We start from the raw sequence: 16,781 nt of genomic DNA on the forward strand, positions 1-16,781 counted from the left end.
AAACATTGTTTGTTTGCTATAATAGATAAAGTTCGACATGGAAAGAAGGTTTACATACTTGAAAGAAACTAAAATAGAAAAAGAAAAAGTAATCCTGGTCGGCTGCGAGACACAAAATGATGCTGCCCGATTTGCATATTCGATGGAAGAACTTGCGAATTTAACGAAAACAGCAAATGGAGAAGTTGTCGCTACTCTAACCCAAATGCGAGAAAGAATTCATCCTTCTACATATATTGGCAAAGGAAAAGTAGAAGAGCTAGAAATGCTTGCAGAGGAGTTAGAAGCAGACTTAATCATTTTTAATGATGAGTTATCGCCAAGTCAGGTGCGTAATGTATCAAAAAATTTGGACGCTAGAATTATTGATCGTACACAGCTTATTTTAGATATTTTCGCTTCGCGAGCAAGATCGAAAGAAGGAAAGCTGCAAGTAGAGCTTGCTCAATTACAATACTTATTGCCGCGTTTAGGCGGTCAAGGTCTGCAATTATCGAGACTAGGAGCGGGGATTGGGACAAGAGGTCCTGGTGAAACAAAGCTTGAGTCAGATAGAAGGCATATTAGACGGAGAATTGATGATATTAAAACGCAATTAAGTGTGATTGTCGAGCATCGTGATCGCTATCGAGAGAGAAGAAAGAAAAACAGAGCATTCCAAATCGCCTTAGTCGGCTATACAAATGCCGGTAAATCGACACTATTTAATCGCCTTTCGGAAGCAGATTCATTTGAAGAAGATATTTTGTTTGCAACTTTAGATCCAATGACACGCAAAATTATTTTGCCAAGCGGATTTTCGGCACTGATTACGGACACAGTAGGCTTTATTCAAGATTTACCAACAACATTAGTTGCTGCTTTCCGTTCTACTTTAGAAGAGGTCCGAGAAGCTGATTTATTGCTTCACGTTGTGGATAGTTCCAATGAGGAATATTATCAGCATGAGGAAACCGTACATAAATTACTTGAAGATTTGGAAATACCTGCAATTCCGCATTTAACGGTCTATAATAAAAAGGATTTAGTGCATCCAAAATTTGTCCCTACATCCAAAACAGAAAGTATTTTAATCAGTGCTTTTGATAAAGAAGACCGGGAACAGCTAAAGCAGACAATTGAACAAATGATGATGGAAAACATGGAATATTATGAAACAACGGTTGAAAGTAATAACGGGAAATTATTGTCGCAGCTAAAAAATGAAACAGTCCTGCGCAGCTTAATTTTTGATGAAGAAACGCAAAACTATTTGTGTAAAGGGTATGCGTTTAAAGAACATGCTATTTTAAACTATAAAAAGTCGATAGAAAAAGAGGAATGGGAGAAATAAATGTATAAACAGTTAACATATGGAACACAGCTAGAAACATTAGTAATGGAAGTGGAAGAACAAATAAAGGAAGTACATCAATCAATCGATAAAAGAATTGATTCCAATCAATTTCGTGTCTTAGCAAGCTTTCAAAATCACAAAGTAAGTGAATCACATTTTATTCCGTCTACTGGGTATGGATATGATGATATTGGTCGCGATACTTTGGAAAGTATTTATGCGGAAGTGTTTGGCGGGGAAGCTGGTTTAGTGAGACCACAAATTATATCAGGAACACATGCTATCAGTACGGCGCTATTTGGAATCCTTCGACCAGGCGATGAACTTCTATATATTACAGGCAAACCGTATGATACATTAGAAGAAATTGTTGGGATACGAGGGGAAGGGAGTGGGTCGCTGCGAGAGTTTAACATCGGATATAACAGCGTTAATTTACTTCCAGATGGACAGCCAGATTATGAAAAAATCGCTGCGTCTATCCATGCAAATACAAAAATGATTGGGATACAGCGATCAAAGGGCTATGCAACGAGACCTTCCTTTTCCATTAAAGAAATAGAAAAAATGATTGCTTTTGTTAAAGAAATTAAAAGTGATGTAGTTGTATTTGTTGATAATTGCTACGGGGAATTTGTCGAAGATTTGGAGCCATGTCATGTTGGTGCTGATTTAATGGCAGGTTCTTTAATCAAAAACCCTGGTGGGGGAATCGCTAAAACAGGCGGCTACATTGTCGGAAAAGAGGAATTCGTTAAAGCTTGTTCTTACCGCATGACGTCTCCAGGTATTGGGGCGGAGGCAGGGGCTTCACTTTACAGTTTACAAGAAATGTATCAAGGGTTCTTTCTTGCTCCACATGTAGTTGGTCAAAGCTTAAAAGGAGCAATTTTCACAGCAGCTATGCTGGAGAAATTGGGGATGAATTCTTCGCCTAGCTGGAATGCAAAAAGAACGGATCTTATTCAGTCTGTTCAATTTGATGATAAAGACAAAATGATTGCTTTTTGCCAAGCCATTCAATATGCTTCGCCGATAAACTCCCACGTAACGGCATATCCTAATTACATGCCAGGATATGAAGATGATGTCATTATGGCAGCTGGGACTTTTATTCAAGGTGCAAGTATTGAATTAACAGCAGATGGACCTATCCGACCTCCGTATGTTGCTTATGTTCAAGGGGGATTAACGTACTCGCATGTTAAAATTGCTATATGCATTGCCATTAATCAATTATTAGAACAAAAACTGATTACTATTTGAGTATAACAATCTGTTACATCAGTTGGGAAGAAATTGTAACATTAGTTGACATCTTTTTTTCCCAATCATATAATGAAGGGGAATTAAATCAATTTAAAGGAGCCGAATGCTATGTCTGGTAGTCAAATTCGTCGATCGATGCCTCTTTTTCCAATAAGTATTGTCATGCAATTAACAGAGCTGTCTGCTCGACAAATTCGTTACTATGAAGAACACGAATTAGTGGCTCCAGCAAGATCGGATGGCAATAGAAGACTTTTTTCATTATCGGATATTGATAAGTTATTGGAGATTAAAGATCTAATTGATCAAGGAGTAAACCTTGCTGGAATTAAACAAATATTCTCTGTTCAAGAAAAACAAGTGCTGACAGATGAAGTAAAGAAAGAAGCAGAAAAAGCACGCAGAGAATTATCGGATGAGGATTTGCGTAAATTATTGCGTAAAGAATTATTAAATGCAGGTCGCTTTAATGATACTCATCGTCCCTCTATGAGACAAGGAGACATGTCTCGTTATTTTCAAAAATAGATAAGAAGAAAAGTAGGGAGTGGAGGAATAGTCGTGGCTAAAAATTACACTAAAGAAGATATCAAAAGGTTTGCAAGTGAAAGTGATGTGAAATTTATCCGTTTACAGTTCACGGATATCCTAGGAACAATCAAAAACGTGGAAATTCCAATTAGTCAGTTAGATAAGGCATTGGATAATAAAATGATGTTTGATGGTTCTTCTATCGAAGGCTTTGTACGTATTGAAGAATCAGATATGTACCTATATCCTGATCTAAACACTTGGGTAGTATTCCCATGGACTGCTGAAAAAGGAAAAGTAGCACGTTTGATTTGTGATATTTACAATCCAGATGGAACACCATTTGGAGGAGATCCTCGTAATAATCTTAAAAGAGTCTTGAAAGAGATGGAAGATCTAGGATTCACGGATTTCAATCTTGGGCCTGAGCCGGAATTTTTCTTATTTAAATTGGATGAAAAAGGCGCACCTTCTTTAGAACTTAATGATAATGGTGGTTACTTCGATTTAGCACCAACAGACTTAGGAGAAAACTGTCGTCGTGATATCGTGTTAGAATTGGAAGAGATGGGCTTTGAAATTGAAGCATCTCACCATGAAGTAGCACCAGGACAGCATGAAATTGATTTTAAATACGCGGATGCAATTACAGCTTGTGATCAAATTCAAACATTTAAATTAGTTGTTAAAACAATTGCTCGCAAGCATGGACTTCATGCAACATTTATGCCAAAACCATTATTTGGTGTGAATGGTTCAGGTATGCACTGCAACCTTTCTCTATTCAAAAATGGCGAAAATGTTTTCTATGATCCAAAAGGTGAATTAGAATTAAGTGAAACAGCATTGCAATTTATCGCTGGTATCGGTAAACATGCTACTAGCTTTACAGCCATTACTAACCCGACTGTAAACTCATATAAGCGTCTAGTACCTGGTTATGAAGCACCTTGCTATGTTGCATGGTCTGCTAGAAATCGTTCTCCACTAATGCGTATTCCAGCTTCACGTGGCTTAAGTACTCGTGTAGAAGTACGTAGTGTAGATCCAGCTGCTAACCCATACTTAGCAATGGCAGCTTTATTAAAAGCAGGTTTAGACGGAATCGAAAACCAAATGACTCCTCCTGCTCCAGTAGATCGAAATATCTACATCATGAGCAAAGAAGAAAGAATTGCGGAAGGCATTGTTGATTTACCATCAACTTTAGCGCAAGCATTAGATGAGCTAAAGCAAAATGAAACAATGATTGACGCTCTAGGCGAGCATATCTTTGATCACTTTGTAGAAGCTAAAGAGATTGAATGGGATATGTTCCGTGTCCAAGTGCACCCATGGGAGCGCGACCAGTATATGGAAATGTATTGATTGGAAAAATCCTTTATTCATAAGGGATTTAGCTAAATTATTTCATGGGTGGAAATGGTTAGTTATTGGTCAGAATAACTAGCACCCATAAAACGCCCATGAAATTAAATTTTTCCGAGGACATTATTCATATGACTTTCAAACTTAGATAAAGAATTTTCTTCAATTTTTTTAGATATATGTGAATAGGTATCTACAGTGACTTGGTAGTTTTTATGACCAAGTCTTTTTTGTATATATTCTATAGTTGCCCCAGCTTCTAATAATAAAACTGCGTGAGTATCTCTAAGGGCATGAATCGGTATTTGAGGTAATTCTGCTCTTCTCAATATGCTTTCAAGATAATATCACCAGGCTGCATTGTGATGGAAAATGAATCATTACCCAAAAAATAGCGTAGCGTAAATTCATAATTTTTCTGATACTTATAAATTATGTAAAGATGTTTTGCTTTAGGTGAAAAATAATTAGTTTCTATCACGAAGTCCTTTGAGACAAAGAAGTCTGCATTCAATTGCTCTCGAATATTTTTTATAAAAACCTCACTAAATTGTAAATATGACATAAGTATTCTTAACCATCCTTTTATGTAAGATAGTGATAAATACGAAAAGATGAAAAAATGTTTCAATAAAATTAAAAAAATATAAACAATTATTTTCTATTAAGTTTAAATTGTTTGCATTTATACATATTAAATTTATATCATTAAGAAAATATTCAAAGAGAAGCGTTCCTCCTTAGGGGGTTTTTTTAGATTGCGTAGGATATGTATTTTTATAGAAAAATATGGTTGATTTTATAGAATGGATATAATATAATACTTTAGTCATAGGTATATATACATAAAGGGGGAGAATTAGTGAAAAACAGAAAAGTATTAATGTTTCTAATGGCATTTGTACTCACATTGGGTACATTTGTTACATTTAGTAGCACTGTAGATGCAGCTTCAAAGTCATCATTAGAAAAGCAAGTTAAAGATTTAAAAGCGGAAAATAGCAAGTTGAAAAAACAAGTCTCTTCAAAAGACAAAGAAATAAAGGATTTAAAATCAAAAGTTTCCAGCAGAGATAAAGAAATAAAAAAACAAAAGGGTAATGTAGCTTCTAAGGATAAAGAAATAAAAAGTTTAAAATCAACTATATCAAGTAAAGATAAAGAAATAAAAAGCCAAAAAGATAAGGTAGCATCTCGTGATAAAGAAATTAAAAGCCTAAAGGCTAAAGTAATTCAACCTCTTGACGCTAAGTTAAGTTATCTTGGTAATACAAAAAGCGGTAATACAACAATATCAAGTAAATCGGTTCCTGTCTTAGTTAACTACAATGGTGTACCTTACGCTCCTGTTCAACTATTAGGTTCAATGTATAATGTTGGTACTTCTTATAATAGTAAAGTGAAAACTTGGTACTTAGGTGAAGGTACAAATGGAGTTTATATGTCTGATGTCTTTGAGGAACCATATCATCAAACTGGTAGCTCATATACCAATGAAGATTGGGCTTTAAAAACAGGAGGAAATAAATATTCCAAAGGTTATGCATTCTATGTTGCAAACGATAACGAGAGCAACGTATATGACTTTAACCTTCAAGGGAAGTACTCATCTATTTCTGGTATGCTAGGTTTACAAGATGGTGGTCAAATTCCTGGCCATATTGCATTTTATGGTGATGGTAAATTAATCAAAGAGTATAACTTTAATGCGGGTGACTTACCAATTAATATGTCTATATCCGTTAAAGGTGTTAAAAAGCTTGAAATTAAAACAGATAGTAAGGCAGTTTGGTATGACAATTATTTTGTTTTGGCTAATATGAAACTAAAATAAAAATATAAAAGCGTTCTTGATTGAACTGTGCCCCATTTTACGGACAGTTTAAAAAAGTGCTAAGCAGCAATTAGATGGTCCCGGTATTGTACCGGGGTCATTTTATTTAATCCCCATGGATAACGATAATGGTTATATTCCACGATTACTCTATCTACTTCACTTTTAACATCTTTTATATTATCTATTATGAGATAAAAAGGAAAGCGTAAAACTTCTGTATTTATATGAACTTTTGCCCACTATTATGAGATAGTATATGTTCCGTGTCCAAGTGCACCCATGGGAGCGCGACCAGTATATGGAAATGTATTAATGATAAAAGCCTTGGTATTTTTATACCAAGGCTTTTTTAGATGGAATAGACGAAATTTTATTAAGATGGAAAATTAAAAGGATAGTTTGCCAATCCAATAAATAAGCTAGGTGATTATCCTAGCTTACGCGTTTATTTAAAAAATAAAGAAACCAAACTGCATGTTTTTGTTCATCATGGGCTGCTCTGATAAATGCTTCTTTAATTTTTAGATTATCAGTTTTGGAGGCAGTTTCTAAGTAAAAATCAACGGTCTCTTGTTCATCTTTAAATGCAAAGTCTATTCCAGCGTTAAACTGTTTTGGGCAATTTTCTATCATTTTGGGTTGATGGTTCTTCCCCGTCAATTGTGTATATAAATTCGAAAAAGTTCTGAAGTGTCGCATTTCATCATTTCTAATTTCCGTGATTCTTTCCTTGATTTCTTTTGATGGTGCTAGGTTAATCAGATGTTGGTAACAAGAGATAGCAGAATACTCACCATCAATTGCCTTCTCAATGAATGAATAAATATTATTTCTAGAATGAGCATGAAAAAGCGTAGTAAAACCTGGTACACCTGGAACGTAAGATCCTAGAAATTGTGGATAAGGATAAGTAGTTGAATGATAAGGGGGATATTTCAAATTGATAACTCCGTGGGAATAGTGAACATGACACTTATTATCCTGGCAATGCAATGGCTGATTCCAAGGACCAGCTTGAAAAAATGTAGTGCCGTGATATATTGGACCGTCAAGCCCTGTAATAACTTCTGGATACATAGTTTACCTCCTTTTACTTTTAGATATCTTATGTTAATTAGTTCCAGAAAATGTTTGTCTAAAAATAAAATGGGTTTTGTAAGAGAGAAGGAGAACGGGAAGGGGCTATTTATGAGAATAATAAGCTTAAACGTATTAATTTATTAGAAAATAAAGAATTGGATAAGTAAGCAATCTTTCGAAAGTGCTTTTGCTTGTTAGGTTACTACCTCAACTTGTCACTGTTCATTTATAAATTTTATTAGTAAGGACGGGGAATGGGAGAATTTGTTTAGGAGCACATTTTCTGTGTGAGATTTAAAATAAGTGAAATAGATTCAGTTAGGAAATTCAGTATTCTCTTATCCATATAAGACTTCTTTATTTTTCCTATATCTAATAATTTGTATGATGATGCTGATTGTAAAAGAAGTAGCAGGAAATACAACAAGCCAAGATTCTAAACATTAATATTAGAAATAAGGCAAGGGAAACAGTACTTTTGAAAAATGTTAGCAAGGAAAAGGAAGTGTAAGAGCATGAAAAAACAATCAAGTTAAATGGATAGCTTATTTTACCCTATATATAAGACATTCAAGTTGAGTTAAGAAAATTGATTTCGTTTTTGGATCAATTATTTCTATGAGCCCATTTTCTTCAAAATCTGAAAAGCAAAAGTGAATTCTGCCGTTGTATATTACCTTTTGGCCGAACGTTATAATTTTATTCAACAAATCATCCTTTGTTTTTTATTTCAAAAAAATAATTTCATTTACTTAATTAAATAATTGATATATGAAATTTAGATTAATGATAGCTTTACCCTAACATAAAAAAAGATTAGAGTATACAAAGACAGCTACTTTCCCAGTATTACATAAGATAACCAAATGAGGTGGCAAAGAAAAATAAAAATGTGAAATGCATATATAATTGTTTTATACAAGAAATCGTATCAATTCCCCACTACCTTTTTAATCGTAACATACTGCAGCTTCCCCATTAATTGCGATCACCTTTTGGAATTAACCTTAAAAAATAGGTAAGAAGATTTATGTCGAAAAATGACGAAATATATAGATTGTCCATTAATTTCTTTTCTTTAATAATGAAAGGGAGGGAGGTGCAAAGATGGAGTTAAAAACTACTGGAAGAAATAAGTACGATATGATTATGGAGTTAATAGCCTTACATGTGAAACAGGCAGATTTTTTTGGAGATGATGTAAGGCCAGAAGAAATTGAAGAATTATTTAAAAAATATTCAGAAATAGTAAATAGGATTTAAAGTATAAAAAGCATCCAGTGGATGCTTTTTACATGCAAAGAAACTCCAAAGAGGATTTTATACCACTTTCTACATTATTGCAGTTCCTCCATGTAGATTTAGGTACAATTTCAGTCATCAATAAAAATATGTAGTTTTTCTGTTTGTCTTCTCATGAGACAGATCGCTTTGGTGTCCATATGCTTATATTCGATCCTTTATGACTTGGTATTTTTGTAATCAAGTCTTTTTTATTATATGTAATACTTGTTTATGGCATCATAAAAATGTAGGGTATGGCATTAAATTTGTGCAATAGGGCCGTAGGCCCTGCACAAATTAAAAAACCACTTGTCAACATTCCAAAATACACATACACTTCCTGTTGGGACAAACAAGCGCAGGAGGTATTAAGGAGATGTTGGCAGTGGCCGAAATTAATTATATCAGACATGAGGTAAACATAAAAGACAGTAACTATTCGGAGATTGCACAAAGAATAGGAAGAGATCGTAGAACTGTTAAGAAGTATGCAGAACAGGATGATTTTAGTCCTGTAGAAAATATCAAACAAGACAGACCATCTCCAGTGATGGATCCTATTAAACATATAGTAGATGAATGGTTAATAGAAGATTTTAAACAAAAGAGAAAATTCCGTAGAACTGCAAAGAGAATTTGGGAGCAATTAAAAGAGGAGTTTGATTTTAAGGGTTCTGATCGAACAGTAAGAAACTACATATCCCATCGAAAAAAAGAACTATTAAATGAAGCGAATCAAGCAGCGTTATCACTAGAGAGCAAACCTGGGTCAGCTCAAGTGGATTTTGGAGAAGCTCCGTTTAAATATCAAGGGGAACAGATAACTCTACCCTATCTGGTTCTTTCTTATCCATATAGTAATTCATTTTATTTTCAGGTATTCCCCGCTCAAAACAAAGAGTGTTTTTTAGAAGGATTAAAGCGTATTTTTCACCATATGGGTGGTGTTCCAAGAACAATTAGATTCGATAATCTTTCAGCTGCCGTAAAGAAGGTATTGCCAAATGGCGAACGGCAGTTAACAGAGGAATTTCAGAACTTCGTTCTACACTATGGGTTCGAAAGTGAATTTTGTAATCCTAATAGTGGGAATGAAAAGGGTCATGTGGAAGCAATGGTGAAATATGTGAGAAACAATTATTTATTGCCTGGTCTCCACGTACTGAATTTAGACGAACTTAATAAGACGTTGTGGGAAAAAGCTGAGAAAGATCGTGAGAGAAAACATTATGAAAAGGAATCTTTCATATCCCAGCTGTTTGAAGAGGATCGGAAAGCCTTTTTGGTTTTACCAAGTAAGGAATACCAATGCATCAGATACGAAACAGTGAAAGCCGATAAGTACGGTTATATTAAAGTAGAAAAAAATCTATATTCTACTTCACCAAGATACGCTTTAAATAAGGTTCTAATTCGTATTTCATATAATTCAATTGATATTCTTACAGATGATTATCAACTAGTCGTTAGCCATCCTCGACTCTATGGTCAATATAGAAAATCGATTAATTGGCAGCCATACTTAAATCTAATGGCCAAACGTCCTATGGCACTTAAATATACTAGTTTCTATGAGCAGTTACCACAAGAATGGCAAACATATTTTAATTCATGTACTTCCTCTGAAAAATCAGAAGCCCTGAAGTTATTAGGTACAGTGATGAAAGATTATGATTTTAGTAAAATTACTGAAGCGCTGAAGATTGCATCAGAGCATGGTCATCCTTCGGTTGAATCAATTAAACAAGTATTCTACCAACTAATTAATGGTCGAGGGATACGCGAAGAAGTACATCTCCAAAAGTCATTGCCTATTATGCCGGAGGCTACTAGAGGTCTACAGCATTATAATCAGCTTCTAAAAGGAGCTGAAATAAATTGAGTACGCAGATTCAAGAATTCGCTAAACGATTGAAATTAAGTTGGATTAGAGAACATTATCAAGAGATAGAAGCCACATCAAATGAAGAGTATTTACTGAAGCTTTTTGAAAAAGAAATTGAGCAACGAGAAGAACGAAAAACAAATCTTTTACTTACACAAGCAAGCTTACCTAAAGTCAATGGGAAACCTTTTGATTGGAAGGACATTGTCCTAACAGCAGGACTAAGTAGTGAAGACCTATTAAATGGAGTATTCATGGAGCAGCAAGAAAATCTAATTTTCTATGGGGGTGTAGGTGCAGGTAAAACCTATTTAGCTACGTTAATTGGATTGAATGCCATACAAAGGTATGGCAAAGCTGTTAAATTCTATACAGCGGCATCATTAGTTAATCGATTATTAGAAGCAAATGAAAAAGGTAATCTCAATAAGCTTTTTAAGCAAATAGAGAAATTGGATCTTTTGATTTTGGATGAGTTAGGTTACATTCCTCTTCACAAACAAGGGGCTGAATTATTGTTTCAGGTTATTTCGATGTGTTATGAAACCAAAAGCATCATAATCACGACAAACCTTCAATTCGGTCAATGGAATCACGTTTTTGGGGATCCAATATTAACGGAGGCAGTAATTGATCGACTCATCCATCATTCGCATTTGATTGTATTTAAAGGCGATAGTTATCGTTATAAGGAGTCAATTATTCAGAATTAAATTTCGTTGGCAAGTGGTTACATTTTTGATTGCCGTTTTATGCATTTTTTGCTTGCCAAATACAGTAATACTTGCTGTGTTTCATTCAAAGGAGGAAAAAGATCAAGCTGCAGCTGGAAAATAACATCCTTTGTTTACTCTCTTTTGAATAATCCAGCTATAAATCAAACATTATTGTCACATTAAAATTACAGTACTGTTCGTGTATAAAGAAAAATGTTATCTATTTGGAAGGAGAAAAATCGTATTTTACTTTAAATTAAAAGTCATAGTATATCAAAAGAGAGGATTTAGATATTTATGATTTTTTCAGAGGTTAATATTCACTTATTTAGGTACATTAATGATTTAGGAAAGCAATACACCTTTTTGAATATACCAATGATACTTATTGCCGAGTATATGGTTTATTTCTTAGCTATTGCAACTTTGCTGCTCTGGTTCAGTAGCAAGAAGAAAAATAGGATGATGGTATTATGTGCCATGGTTAGTTTCCTATTTGCAGAAATTGGAGGGAAAATAGCTGGAATACTGCATTCAAATTATCAACCTTTTGAAGAGTTGTTAAATGTAAATAAATTGATTGAAAAGACTGTGGATAATTCTTTTCCAAGCGATCATACAATTTTATTTTTTTCCATTTGTCTATCCTTTTATTTGTTTAAAAGAGGGATTTGGTTGTTTTGGGTTATTCTTGCACTTATTGTTGGGATATCGCGTATATGGGTTGGAGTACATTATCCAATGGATGTTTTCGTTGGGGCATTCATTGCGACTATGTCATCCATTTTAGTATATTTGATTTTACCAAAATTAAAGTTGACTAATCAATTTTTAGCCTATTATGAGGATTTGGAACAACGTCTTACTAGAAAAGTTTTTTCAAAAAATAAAGGTTCAAAGGATATATAACAGTTGTTTACAATAATAGTATGAAAAAATAATGCAAGCCTCCTTCTAAGCGGCTTTGCTTACTGGGATAAACGAAGCGTGAATAATCCTTCAAAAGCAGCGTATGATAAATCACTCCGCTTTTGAAGGAATTTGATTAATAAAAATCTAATCTGAAGCTAAAAGTGAATACAATTTGAGATCAATAAAACGATTCTTAGCCTTTTCCGCTTTTCTTAAAGTTCCTTCGTAAGTAAAAGATAACTTTTCTATAAGTCTGATTGAATTAAAGTTATCAGGTTCGATTTTAGCTTCAATCCTATTTAGGTTTAAATCAGTAAAAGCAGATTGAATTAAGCATGAAATTGCTTCTTTTGCATATCCTTGTCCCCAATGGAGTTTGCTTAATTCATATCCTATTTCCGCTTTCGCATTGTCAAAATCAATAAAATTAAAGCCACAAGAACCGATAATTTGGTTCGATTCCCGCTCAATGATGGCGTAGCGAATGGCTTTATCTTCCTTTGCTAGCTCATCTAAGAAAAAAATCATTTCTTTAGCTTGACTTTCCTCTGTGAAACTGTCGATATTCATAAATTTTGTCACTTCTGGATCCGACCAAATCGGAAATAAACTAGTTGAATCTGAGTCTCTCATTTTTCTTAATAATAGTCTTGTAGTGTGTAATTCTGTAATCAATATTTTCCCTCCATTTTATAAGTTTAGTTTGGGGTTATATATTGATATCTGTGCATAATTCAGTCCCTTCGTATTGATCTTTTTTTATTATAACAAGACTGTTATGAGAAAGAAATAAAACTAACCAAAATGCGATTAACAACCACTATATTTATGAAAGAAGTCCAATAGTATTGGAAAATGGTAAGAGGTTAATGAGGGGGGATGACATGATTAACAGCTGATAATAAAAAATGATACTTCTTTTTAAAGTAAGTACCATTCGTCTTTTTGATAATTTGAGTTTAACTGCAGAAAAGTATGCAGTCATTAAGTGATCATTACTTAATTTTCTTAATGAATCCACCGTTGCAATCTCCTTTGATTGTTAATTAATGTATATTTACCTGAATTTGAGCAATATAAACTAACTATAGGGAAAATTAAGAAATCTATATTTAAACAAAGGCAGTACTGCTGCTTTCTTATTTTTTATGGTTTTCTTTATAGAAAAATTATTAATGGCACAATCATTTGTTTCACCATTTTCATACTATATATGGAAAGGACAAGCAATTAATAAATCCTTTGATTGCTTGGAGGTATTCTTTTAATAAAGGGGTGAAATTTATGCCATTTACAATTTTCGGTTTTGATTTAACTGTTACTATTTTAAATATTCCTTTTAATGCAGAATATAGTATTACTATTGGTAAAGAGCACAAAGGGAAACATCATCATGATCATCATCATCTTCCTGTAAAAGCATAATTATAATGGTTTAAGAAGGCTATAAATATGATCTATTTATAGCCTTTCCCATGCATGCCTAGAAGAGTAACGATGAGAAGTAATCACTAAAGCAGCGGATTAGTCCGCTGTTTCATTTGGTACAAAATTTAAAAAACGGGCAAATCCAAGAAGCATATATTGTCGTTTACTATACATATCATCTATTAGTTTACAAAAGTTTTTATAAGCGAATTCGTCTTTAGCTTTTTTGCGTTTTTCTCCAAGACTTTGCAATGATTTACTAAGCTTTTCTGCTTCGAAACGGTATGTTTTTTCCTTCTGTTCATATTCCTCGATTTTTGCTTTGATATTTTCCGGGATATAGGTTTCTGGAATAAGGAGCGAAACCATTGCTTTTATTTTTGGTATCTCCAGTTGATTTGCTAAATAGGTACGGTGATTCCCGTCTGTTGCAACTGTATATTTCCCATTAGGAAGCCTATATAAATGTAAATCGACGGGACATTCATCATGCCAGCCCTTTTGTTCAAGTGAATTTCGAAGTTCTTTCATTTTATCGCTGTTCTTTACTTGATTAACTGGTGTAGAAAGGCCGATGATGTCATTTGGAGATACAGATATGACACCATAATCAACTGTAACAAAAGGTTTATAAGTCTTCACTATTTGATCAAAGAGCATCCATCGTTTTCTAAATAATTTAATCAATGGAAACACCTCCTAATTAAAGCTATTTTAATTACAGGTAGTCTCATGACAACTAAATGATAATAATTATTTCAGACTATAGACAAACCTGTTAATAGGAGTTAATAGGAGTTTAGTAATCCATCATTTAAAAAAAAAACGATTACGTATCAGAAAATTCGTTTAGTTAAATGGTATAATAAGTTAGATAGATAATAAGTAAAGAGGAAGAAATAAGAAATTATATATGTAAACGGATTCATACAAAAAGAGAAACGATTATTTTTTTCTTTGTCAAGTTCTCATGAAAAACAGTAATAAATCGTTATATCTATCATATAGTACGAGTGTAATCATAGAAAAAGTGGAGGTGCCATTTTACTAATATGAGTGGATTAGTGTTTTTTCAATTGCTTGCCGCGTTATTAGTAGCATTTATATTTTCGTTTTTACCTATCTTAATTTTTTTTATAGTTGTCCTATTTTCAAAATTGAAAGGGTTTACTTTGTCTGGGAAGTTTACAAATAGCTATTTGTTAATCGGCACACTCTTTAGCTTAGTTGTTTTGTTCTCATTTAGTATTCCGACTGTCTTACATTATATTGGAAAATAAGCTGAATTTAAGAAAGATAGCTCCCTATGACTGAAGAATAACTTCTCCGGGGAGCTTATTAATTATAGATTAACCTCTTTTATTTCATAAAATATAAAAACCAAACGGCATGATTTTGCTCATCATGCGCGGCTCTTAAAAAAGCTTCTTTTACTTGATGGTTCGTTGTATTATAGGCGATTTCTAAATACATATCGACAGTCTCTTGTTCATCAAGAAAGGCAGCATCGATTCCTTTTCGATAATTAGTTGGACATTTTTCTTTCATTATTGGTGTGTGTTTTTTTCCTGTTAATTGAGTATATAAATTGGAAAAAGTATTATAATGTCTAATTTCATCTTTTCGAATTTCTGTTATGACTGTTTGTTCCTTTTTCGAAGGAGCGATATTTTTTAGGGTATGATAACAAGAAATGGCTGCATATTCTCCATTAATTGCTTTTGTAATTTGTGAAAGTAAATGGTTCTTTCGGATAGAAGTTTGATTAGGTTGCCTATAAAGACTGTAGGAATATGATGGTAGATTAAAAGGTGTAAAATATTTTTGATGAGGAGAATTGGATAGTTGGCTCCATTGGCTATGAGAGGAAAATGGATATCCTTCGAGCCTATGCGGTATAGCTAGGTTCATCTTAAAACTCCTTTGTTTTTGCTTTATCTTATTCTTAGTTCTGTGGAAAGTTGGTTGTCTTTATTAAAATGGGTGTCTAACAGCAAAGATAAAAAAATCTCCCCGAAAGAGTAAAAAGTTTTTAGGATAGAACATTAGTTCGCAAATGACTTGAATAAGAACGAATGTTCTTGTATAATGAAAAAGAAGGAGGAGTTAACGATGGTAAAGCAATTAGAAAAAGCATGGAAAGAAAAAAGACCAATTGAGATTATCTATGTAAAAAAGGATAATACTGTCTCCCAGCGTACAATACTGGTGTATGGAGTCACAGACATATACATAATGGCCTATTGTCTAAAAAAGAAGCAGCCACGCATTTTCAAGTTGGGTTCCATCTTAGCAGCCTCCTTTGTAAAAAAGAGACATCCATTGTATGCTTAGAAGCTTTTTCCTGAGGAGATAGCTTTTTATTTTTGAACAGATAAGATTGAATGTTGTTGCAGATGAATGGGAGCCAGTATAGATATTTCAGACTTGTAGGGTTCTTTCTAAAAAAGGGGAATCTATCATATTAGATTGTGAATCTATAAGCTTTTGTTCTAATTAGTGAATCATTAGCTGTAGATCGTTTGCTGGTATTATAAAATGCTCCGATTTCCTTGTGTTTAGCTTTATTAAAATCATCTATATTTACTAGACATATTATCCGCGTTTCTATTAATAGACTTTTCTCTTAGTAGTTCTGCATATTTTGACAAAGAATAGTATAAAAGCTCGGACAAGCATTGTTTCCTTACATAATATATATTGTAAGTGAAATTCAAAATTTGAAAGGAGCGAAAGAGAATGGGTCGTCATAATAATAATGTAGGTGGTTCAGGTAATAACAAACATTGCAATAAATGTTCTAATCGTGTTTCCCCAGTAGAAGATATCATCCATCCAACTAAAACAGTTGTTCGTACAACAACAAATGAACGCAGAATCCGTAATATTCATCCAACAGAAATCATCAATGTAAACAGAACTGTAGTTCGTAATGAAAACTTTTTCCCTGTAACAGAAAGACAAGTAAACGAAACAGTAGTGGAAGATTTTGATTGTGGAGCTGACATTAATAACTCAAATAACTGTAGACCAAGAAGAAGATTCTTCTAATGCAAGTAGGAAAGGGCACCTGTTTAAATATATATAGGTGCCCTTTTTTGTATAAGCGAGGATCTGTATTCAAAAAAGGACAAA

Annotated in this window: 20 protein-coding genes; 13 read left to right on the top strand and 7 right to left on the bottom strand. The window is 33.5% G+C overall.

The features are described 5' to 3' along the window. The first annotated feature begins 37 nt into the window (after positions 1-37). The 4 genes from hflX (at position 38) to glnA (ending at position 4,504) form a co-directional block, all read left to right on the top strand. Positions 38-1,333, top strand: a complete 1,296-nt coding sequence (hflX, locus tag NX902_RS11625) for a GTPase HflX (RefSeq protein ID WP_095328469.1) — start codon at positions 38-40, stop codon at positions 1,331-1,333. After that, positions 1,334-2,602 (top strand): methionine gamma-lyase family protein, encoded by a 1,269-nt coding sequence (locus NX902_RS11630; protein ID WP_341160736.1) that lies wholly within the window; start codon positions 1,334-1,336, stop codon positions 2,600-2,602. A gap of 111 nt (positions 2,603-2,713) precedes the next feature. Beyond that, positions 2,714-3,133 carry a MerR family transcriptional regulator gene (locus NX902_RS11635; RefSeq protein ID WP_016204997.1) on the top strand — a complete coding sequence of 140 codons (420 nt, stop codon included), beginning with the start codon at positions 2,714-2,716 and terminating at the stop codon, positions 3,131-3,133. Positions 3,134-3,166: 33 nt separating this feature from the next. Beyond that, complete coding sequence (gene glnA, locus NX902_RS11640; protein WP_123257618.1) at positions 3,167-4,504, top strand: type I glutamate--ammonia ligase; 1,338 nt, start codon at positions 3,167-3,169, stop codon at positions 4,502-4,504. Positions 4,505-4,608: 104 nt separating this feature from the next. Here the strand turns inward: glnA and NX902_RS11645 are convergent, their stop codons facing one another. Further along, on the bottom strand, positions 4,609-4,833 hold the full coding sequence (locus NX902_RS11645) for a tyrosine-type recombinase/integrase (protein WP_235850190.1): 225 nt from the start codon (positions 4,831-4,833) through the stop codon (positions 4,609-4,611). 533 nt (positions 4,834-5,366) lie between these two features. Here NX902_RS11645 and NX902_RS11650 point away from each other — a divergent pair. Further along, the gene (locus NX902_RS11650; protein ID WP_163188478.1) at positions 5,367-6,338 is read left to right on the top strand and encodes an NPCBM/NEW2 domain-containing protein; all 972 of its coding nucleotides are present in this window, start codon (positions 5,367-5,369) and stop codon (positions 6,336-6,338) included. A 59-nt stretch (positions 6,339-6,397) separates the two neighbouring features. Here NX902_RS11650 and NX902_RS11655 read toward each other — a convergent pair whose 3' ends face one another. Continuing rightward, positions 6,398-6,565, bottom strand: coding sequence for an IS3 family transposase (locus tag NX902_RS11655; protein WP_141231315.1), 168 nt, complete (start codon positions 6,563-6,565; stop codon positions 6,398-6,400). Positions 6,566-6,773: 208 nt separating this feature from the next. Then, positions 6,774-7,418, bottom strand: a complete 645-nt coding sequence (locus tag NX902_RS11660; RefSeq protein WP_341160737.1) for a ferritin family protein — start codon at positions 7,416-7,418, stop codon at positions 6,774-6,776. A 1,110-nt stretch (positions 7,419-8,528) separates the two neighbouring features. Between NX902_RS11660 and NX902_RS11665 the strand changes: the two genes are divergently transcribed. The 4 genes from NX902_RS11665 (at position 8,529) to NX902_RS11680 (ending at position 12,215) form a co-directional block, all read left to right on the top strand. Further along, a complete protein-coding gene (locus tag NX902_RS11665) occupies positions 8,529-8,684 on the top strand; it encodes a hypothetical protein (RefSeq protein WP_161798419.1) in 156 nt (51 codons plus the stop codon). Between the two features lie 397 nt (positions 8,685-9,081). Next, a complete protein-coding gene (gene istA / locus NX902_RS11670; RefSeq protein WP_171509407.1) occupies positions 9,082-10,587 on the top strand; it encodes an IS21 family transposase in 1,506 nt (501 codons plus the stop codon). Beyond that, positions 10,584-11,303, top strand: a complete 720-nt coding sequence (istB, locus tag NX902_RS11675) for an IS21-like element helper ATPase IstB (RefSeq protein ID WP_036179323.1) — start codon at positions 10,584-10,586, stop codon at positions 11,301-11,303. Before istA ends, istB begins: the two co-directional genes overlap by 4 nt. 300 nt (positions 11,304-11,603) lie before the next feature. Continuing rightward, positions 11,604-12,215 carry an undecaprenyl-diphosphatase gene (locus tag NX902_RS11680; RefSeq protein WP_171509605.1) on the top strand — a complete coding sequence of 204 codons (612 nt, stop codon included), beginning with the start codon at positions 11,604-11,606 and terminating at the stop codon, positions 12,213-12,215. A gap of 147 nt (positions 12,216-12,362) precedes the next feature. Here the strand turns inward: NX902_RS11680 and NX902_RS11685 are convergent, their stop codons facing one another. Beyond that, complete coding sequence (locus tag NX902_RS11685; protein ID WP_095328477.1) at positions 12,363-12,893, bottom strand: GNAT family N-acetyltransferase; 531 nt, start codon at positions 12,891-12,893, stop codon at positions 12,363-12,365. A gap of 151 nt (positions 12,894-13,044) precedes the next feature. Beyond that, entirely contained in the window at positions 13,045-13,239 is a 195-nt protein-coding gene (locus NX902_RS11690) for a hypothetical protein (RefSeq protein WP_172860331.1), read from the bottom strand. A 263-nt stretch (positions 13,240-13,502) separates the two neighbouring features. Here NX902_RS11690 and NX902_RS11695 point away from each other — a divergent pair, with 263 nt between their 5' ends. Further along, a complete protein-coding gene (locus NX902_RS11695) occupies positions 13,503-13,643 on the top strand; it encodes a hypothetical protein (protein ID WP_163188593.1) in 141 nt (46 codons plus the stop codon). 99 nt (positions 13,644-13,742) lie between these two features. On the opposite strand, the gene NX902_RS11700 is transcribed toward NX902_RS11695, so the two are convergent. Then, positions 13,743-14,333 carry a hypothetical protein gene (locus tag NX902_RS11700; protein WP_095328478.1) on the bottom strand — a complete coding sequence of 197 codons (591 nt, stop codon included), beginning with the start codon at positions 14,331-14,333 and terminating at the stop codon, positions 13,743-13,745. 365 nt (positions 14,334-14,698) lie between these two features. Here NX902_RS11700 and NX902_RS11705 point away from each other — a divergent pair, with 365 nt between their 5' ends. Beyond that, positions 14,699-14,926 (top strand): hypothetical protein, encoded by a 228-nt coding sequence (locus tag NX902_RS11705; protein ID WP_095328479.1) that lies wholly within the window; start codon positions 14,699-14,701, stop codon positions 14,924-14,926. Positions 14,927-15,005: 79 nt separating this feature from the next. On the opposite strand, the gene NX902_RS11710 is transcribed toward NX902_RS11705, so the two are convergent. Then, complete coding sequence (locus NX902_RS11710) at positions 15,006-15,557, bottom strand: ferritin family protein (RefSeq protein ID WP_123257626.1); 552 nt, start codon at positions 15,555-15,557, stop codon at positions 15,006-15,008. 201 nt (positions 15,558-15,758) lie between these two features. Here NX902_RS11710 and NX902_RS11715 point away from each other — a divergent pair, with 201 nt between their 5' ends. Both NX902_RS11715 and NX902_RS11720 read left to right on the top strand, forming a co-directional pair. After that, a complete protein-coding gene (locus tag NX902_RS11715) occupies positions 15,759-15,980 on the top strand; it encodes a WYL domain-containing protein (RefSeq protein WP_095328480.1) in 222 nt (73 codons plus the stop codon). Between the two features lie 405 nt (positions 15,981-16,385). Next, positions 16,386-16,697: a spore coat protein gene (locus NX902_RS11720; protein ID WP_095328481.1), complete on the top strand. Its 312-nt coding sequence runs from the start codon at positions 16,386-16,388 to the stop codon at positions 16,695-16,697. Positions 16,698-16,781 lie beyond the last annotated feature (84 nt).

The sequence above is a fragment of the Niallia sp. FSL W8-0954 genome (assembly GCF_038005605.1).
In the GTDB taxonomy this organism is placed as follows: Bacteria; Bacillota; Bacilli; order Bacillales; family Cytobacillaceae; genus Niallia; species Niallia circulans_A.

Coding starts and splice junctions, on each gene's coding strand:
- hflX (WP_095328469.1), top strand. CDS start 38: ATGGAAAGAAGGTTTACATACTTGAAAGAAACTAAAATAGAAAAAGAA.
- NX902_RS11630 (WP_341160736.1), top strand. CDS start 1,334: ATGTATAAACAGTTAACATATGGAACACAGCTAGAAACATTAGTAATG.
- NX902_RS11635 (WP_016204997.1), top strand. CDS start 2,714: ATGTCTGGTAGTCAAATTCGTCGATCGATGCCTCTTTTTCCAATAAGT.
- NX902_RS11660 (WP_341160737.1), bottom strand. CDS start 7,418: ATGTATCCAGAAGTTATTACAGGGCTTGACGGTCCAATATATCACGGC.
- NX902_RS11665 (WP_161798419.1), top strand. CDS start 8,529: ATGGAGTTAAAAACTACTGGAAGAAATAAGTACGATATGATTATGGAG.
- istA (WP_171509407.1), top strand. CDS start 9,082: ATGTTGGCAGTGGCCGAAATTAATTATATCAGACATGAGGTAAACATA.
- NX902_RS11680 (WP_171509605.1), top strand. CDS start 11,604: ATGATTTTTTCAGAGGTTAATATTCACTTATTTAGGTACATTAATGAT.
- NX902_RS11695 (WP_163188593.1), top strand. CDS start 13,503: ATGCCATTTACAATTTTCGGTTTTGATTTAACTGTTACTATTTTAAAT.
- NX902_RS11705 (WP_095328479.1), top strand. CDS start 14,699: ATGAGTGGATTAGTGTTTTTTCAATTGCTTGCCGCGTTATTAGTAGCA.
- NX902_RS11710 (WP_123257626.1), bottom strand. CDS start 15,557: ATGAACCTAGCTATACCGCATAGGCTCGAAGGATATCCATTTTCCTCT.
- NX902_RS11715 (WP_095328480.1), top strand. CDS start 15,759: ATGGTAAAGCAATTAGAAAAAGCATGGAAAGAAAAAAGACCAATTGAG.
- NX902_RS11720 (WP_095328481.1), top strand. CDS start 16,386: ATGGGTCGTCATAATAATAATGTAGGTGGTTCAGGTAATAACAAACAT.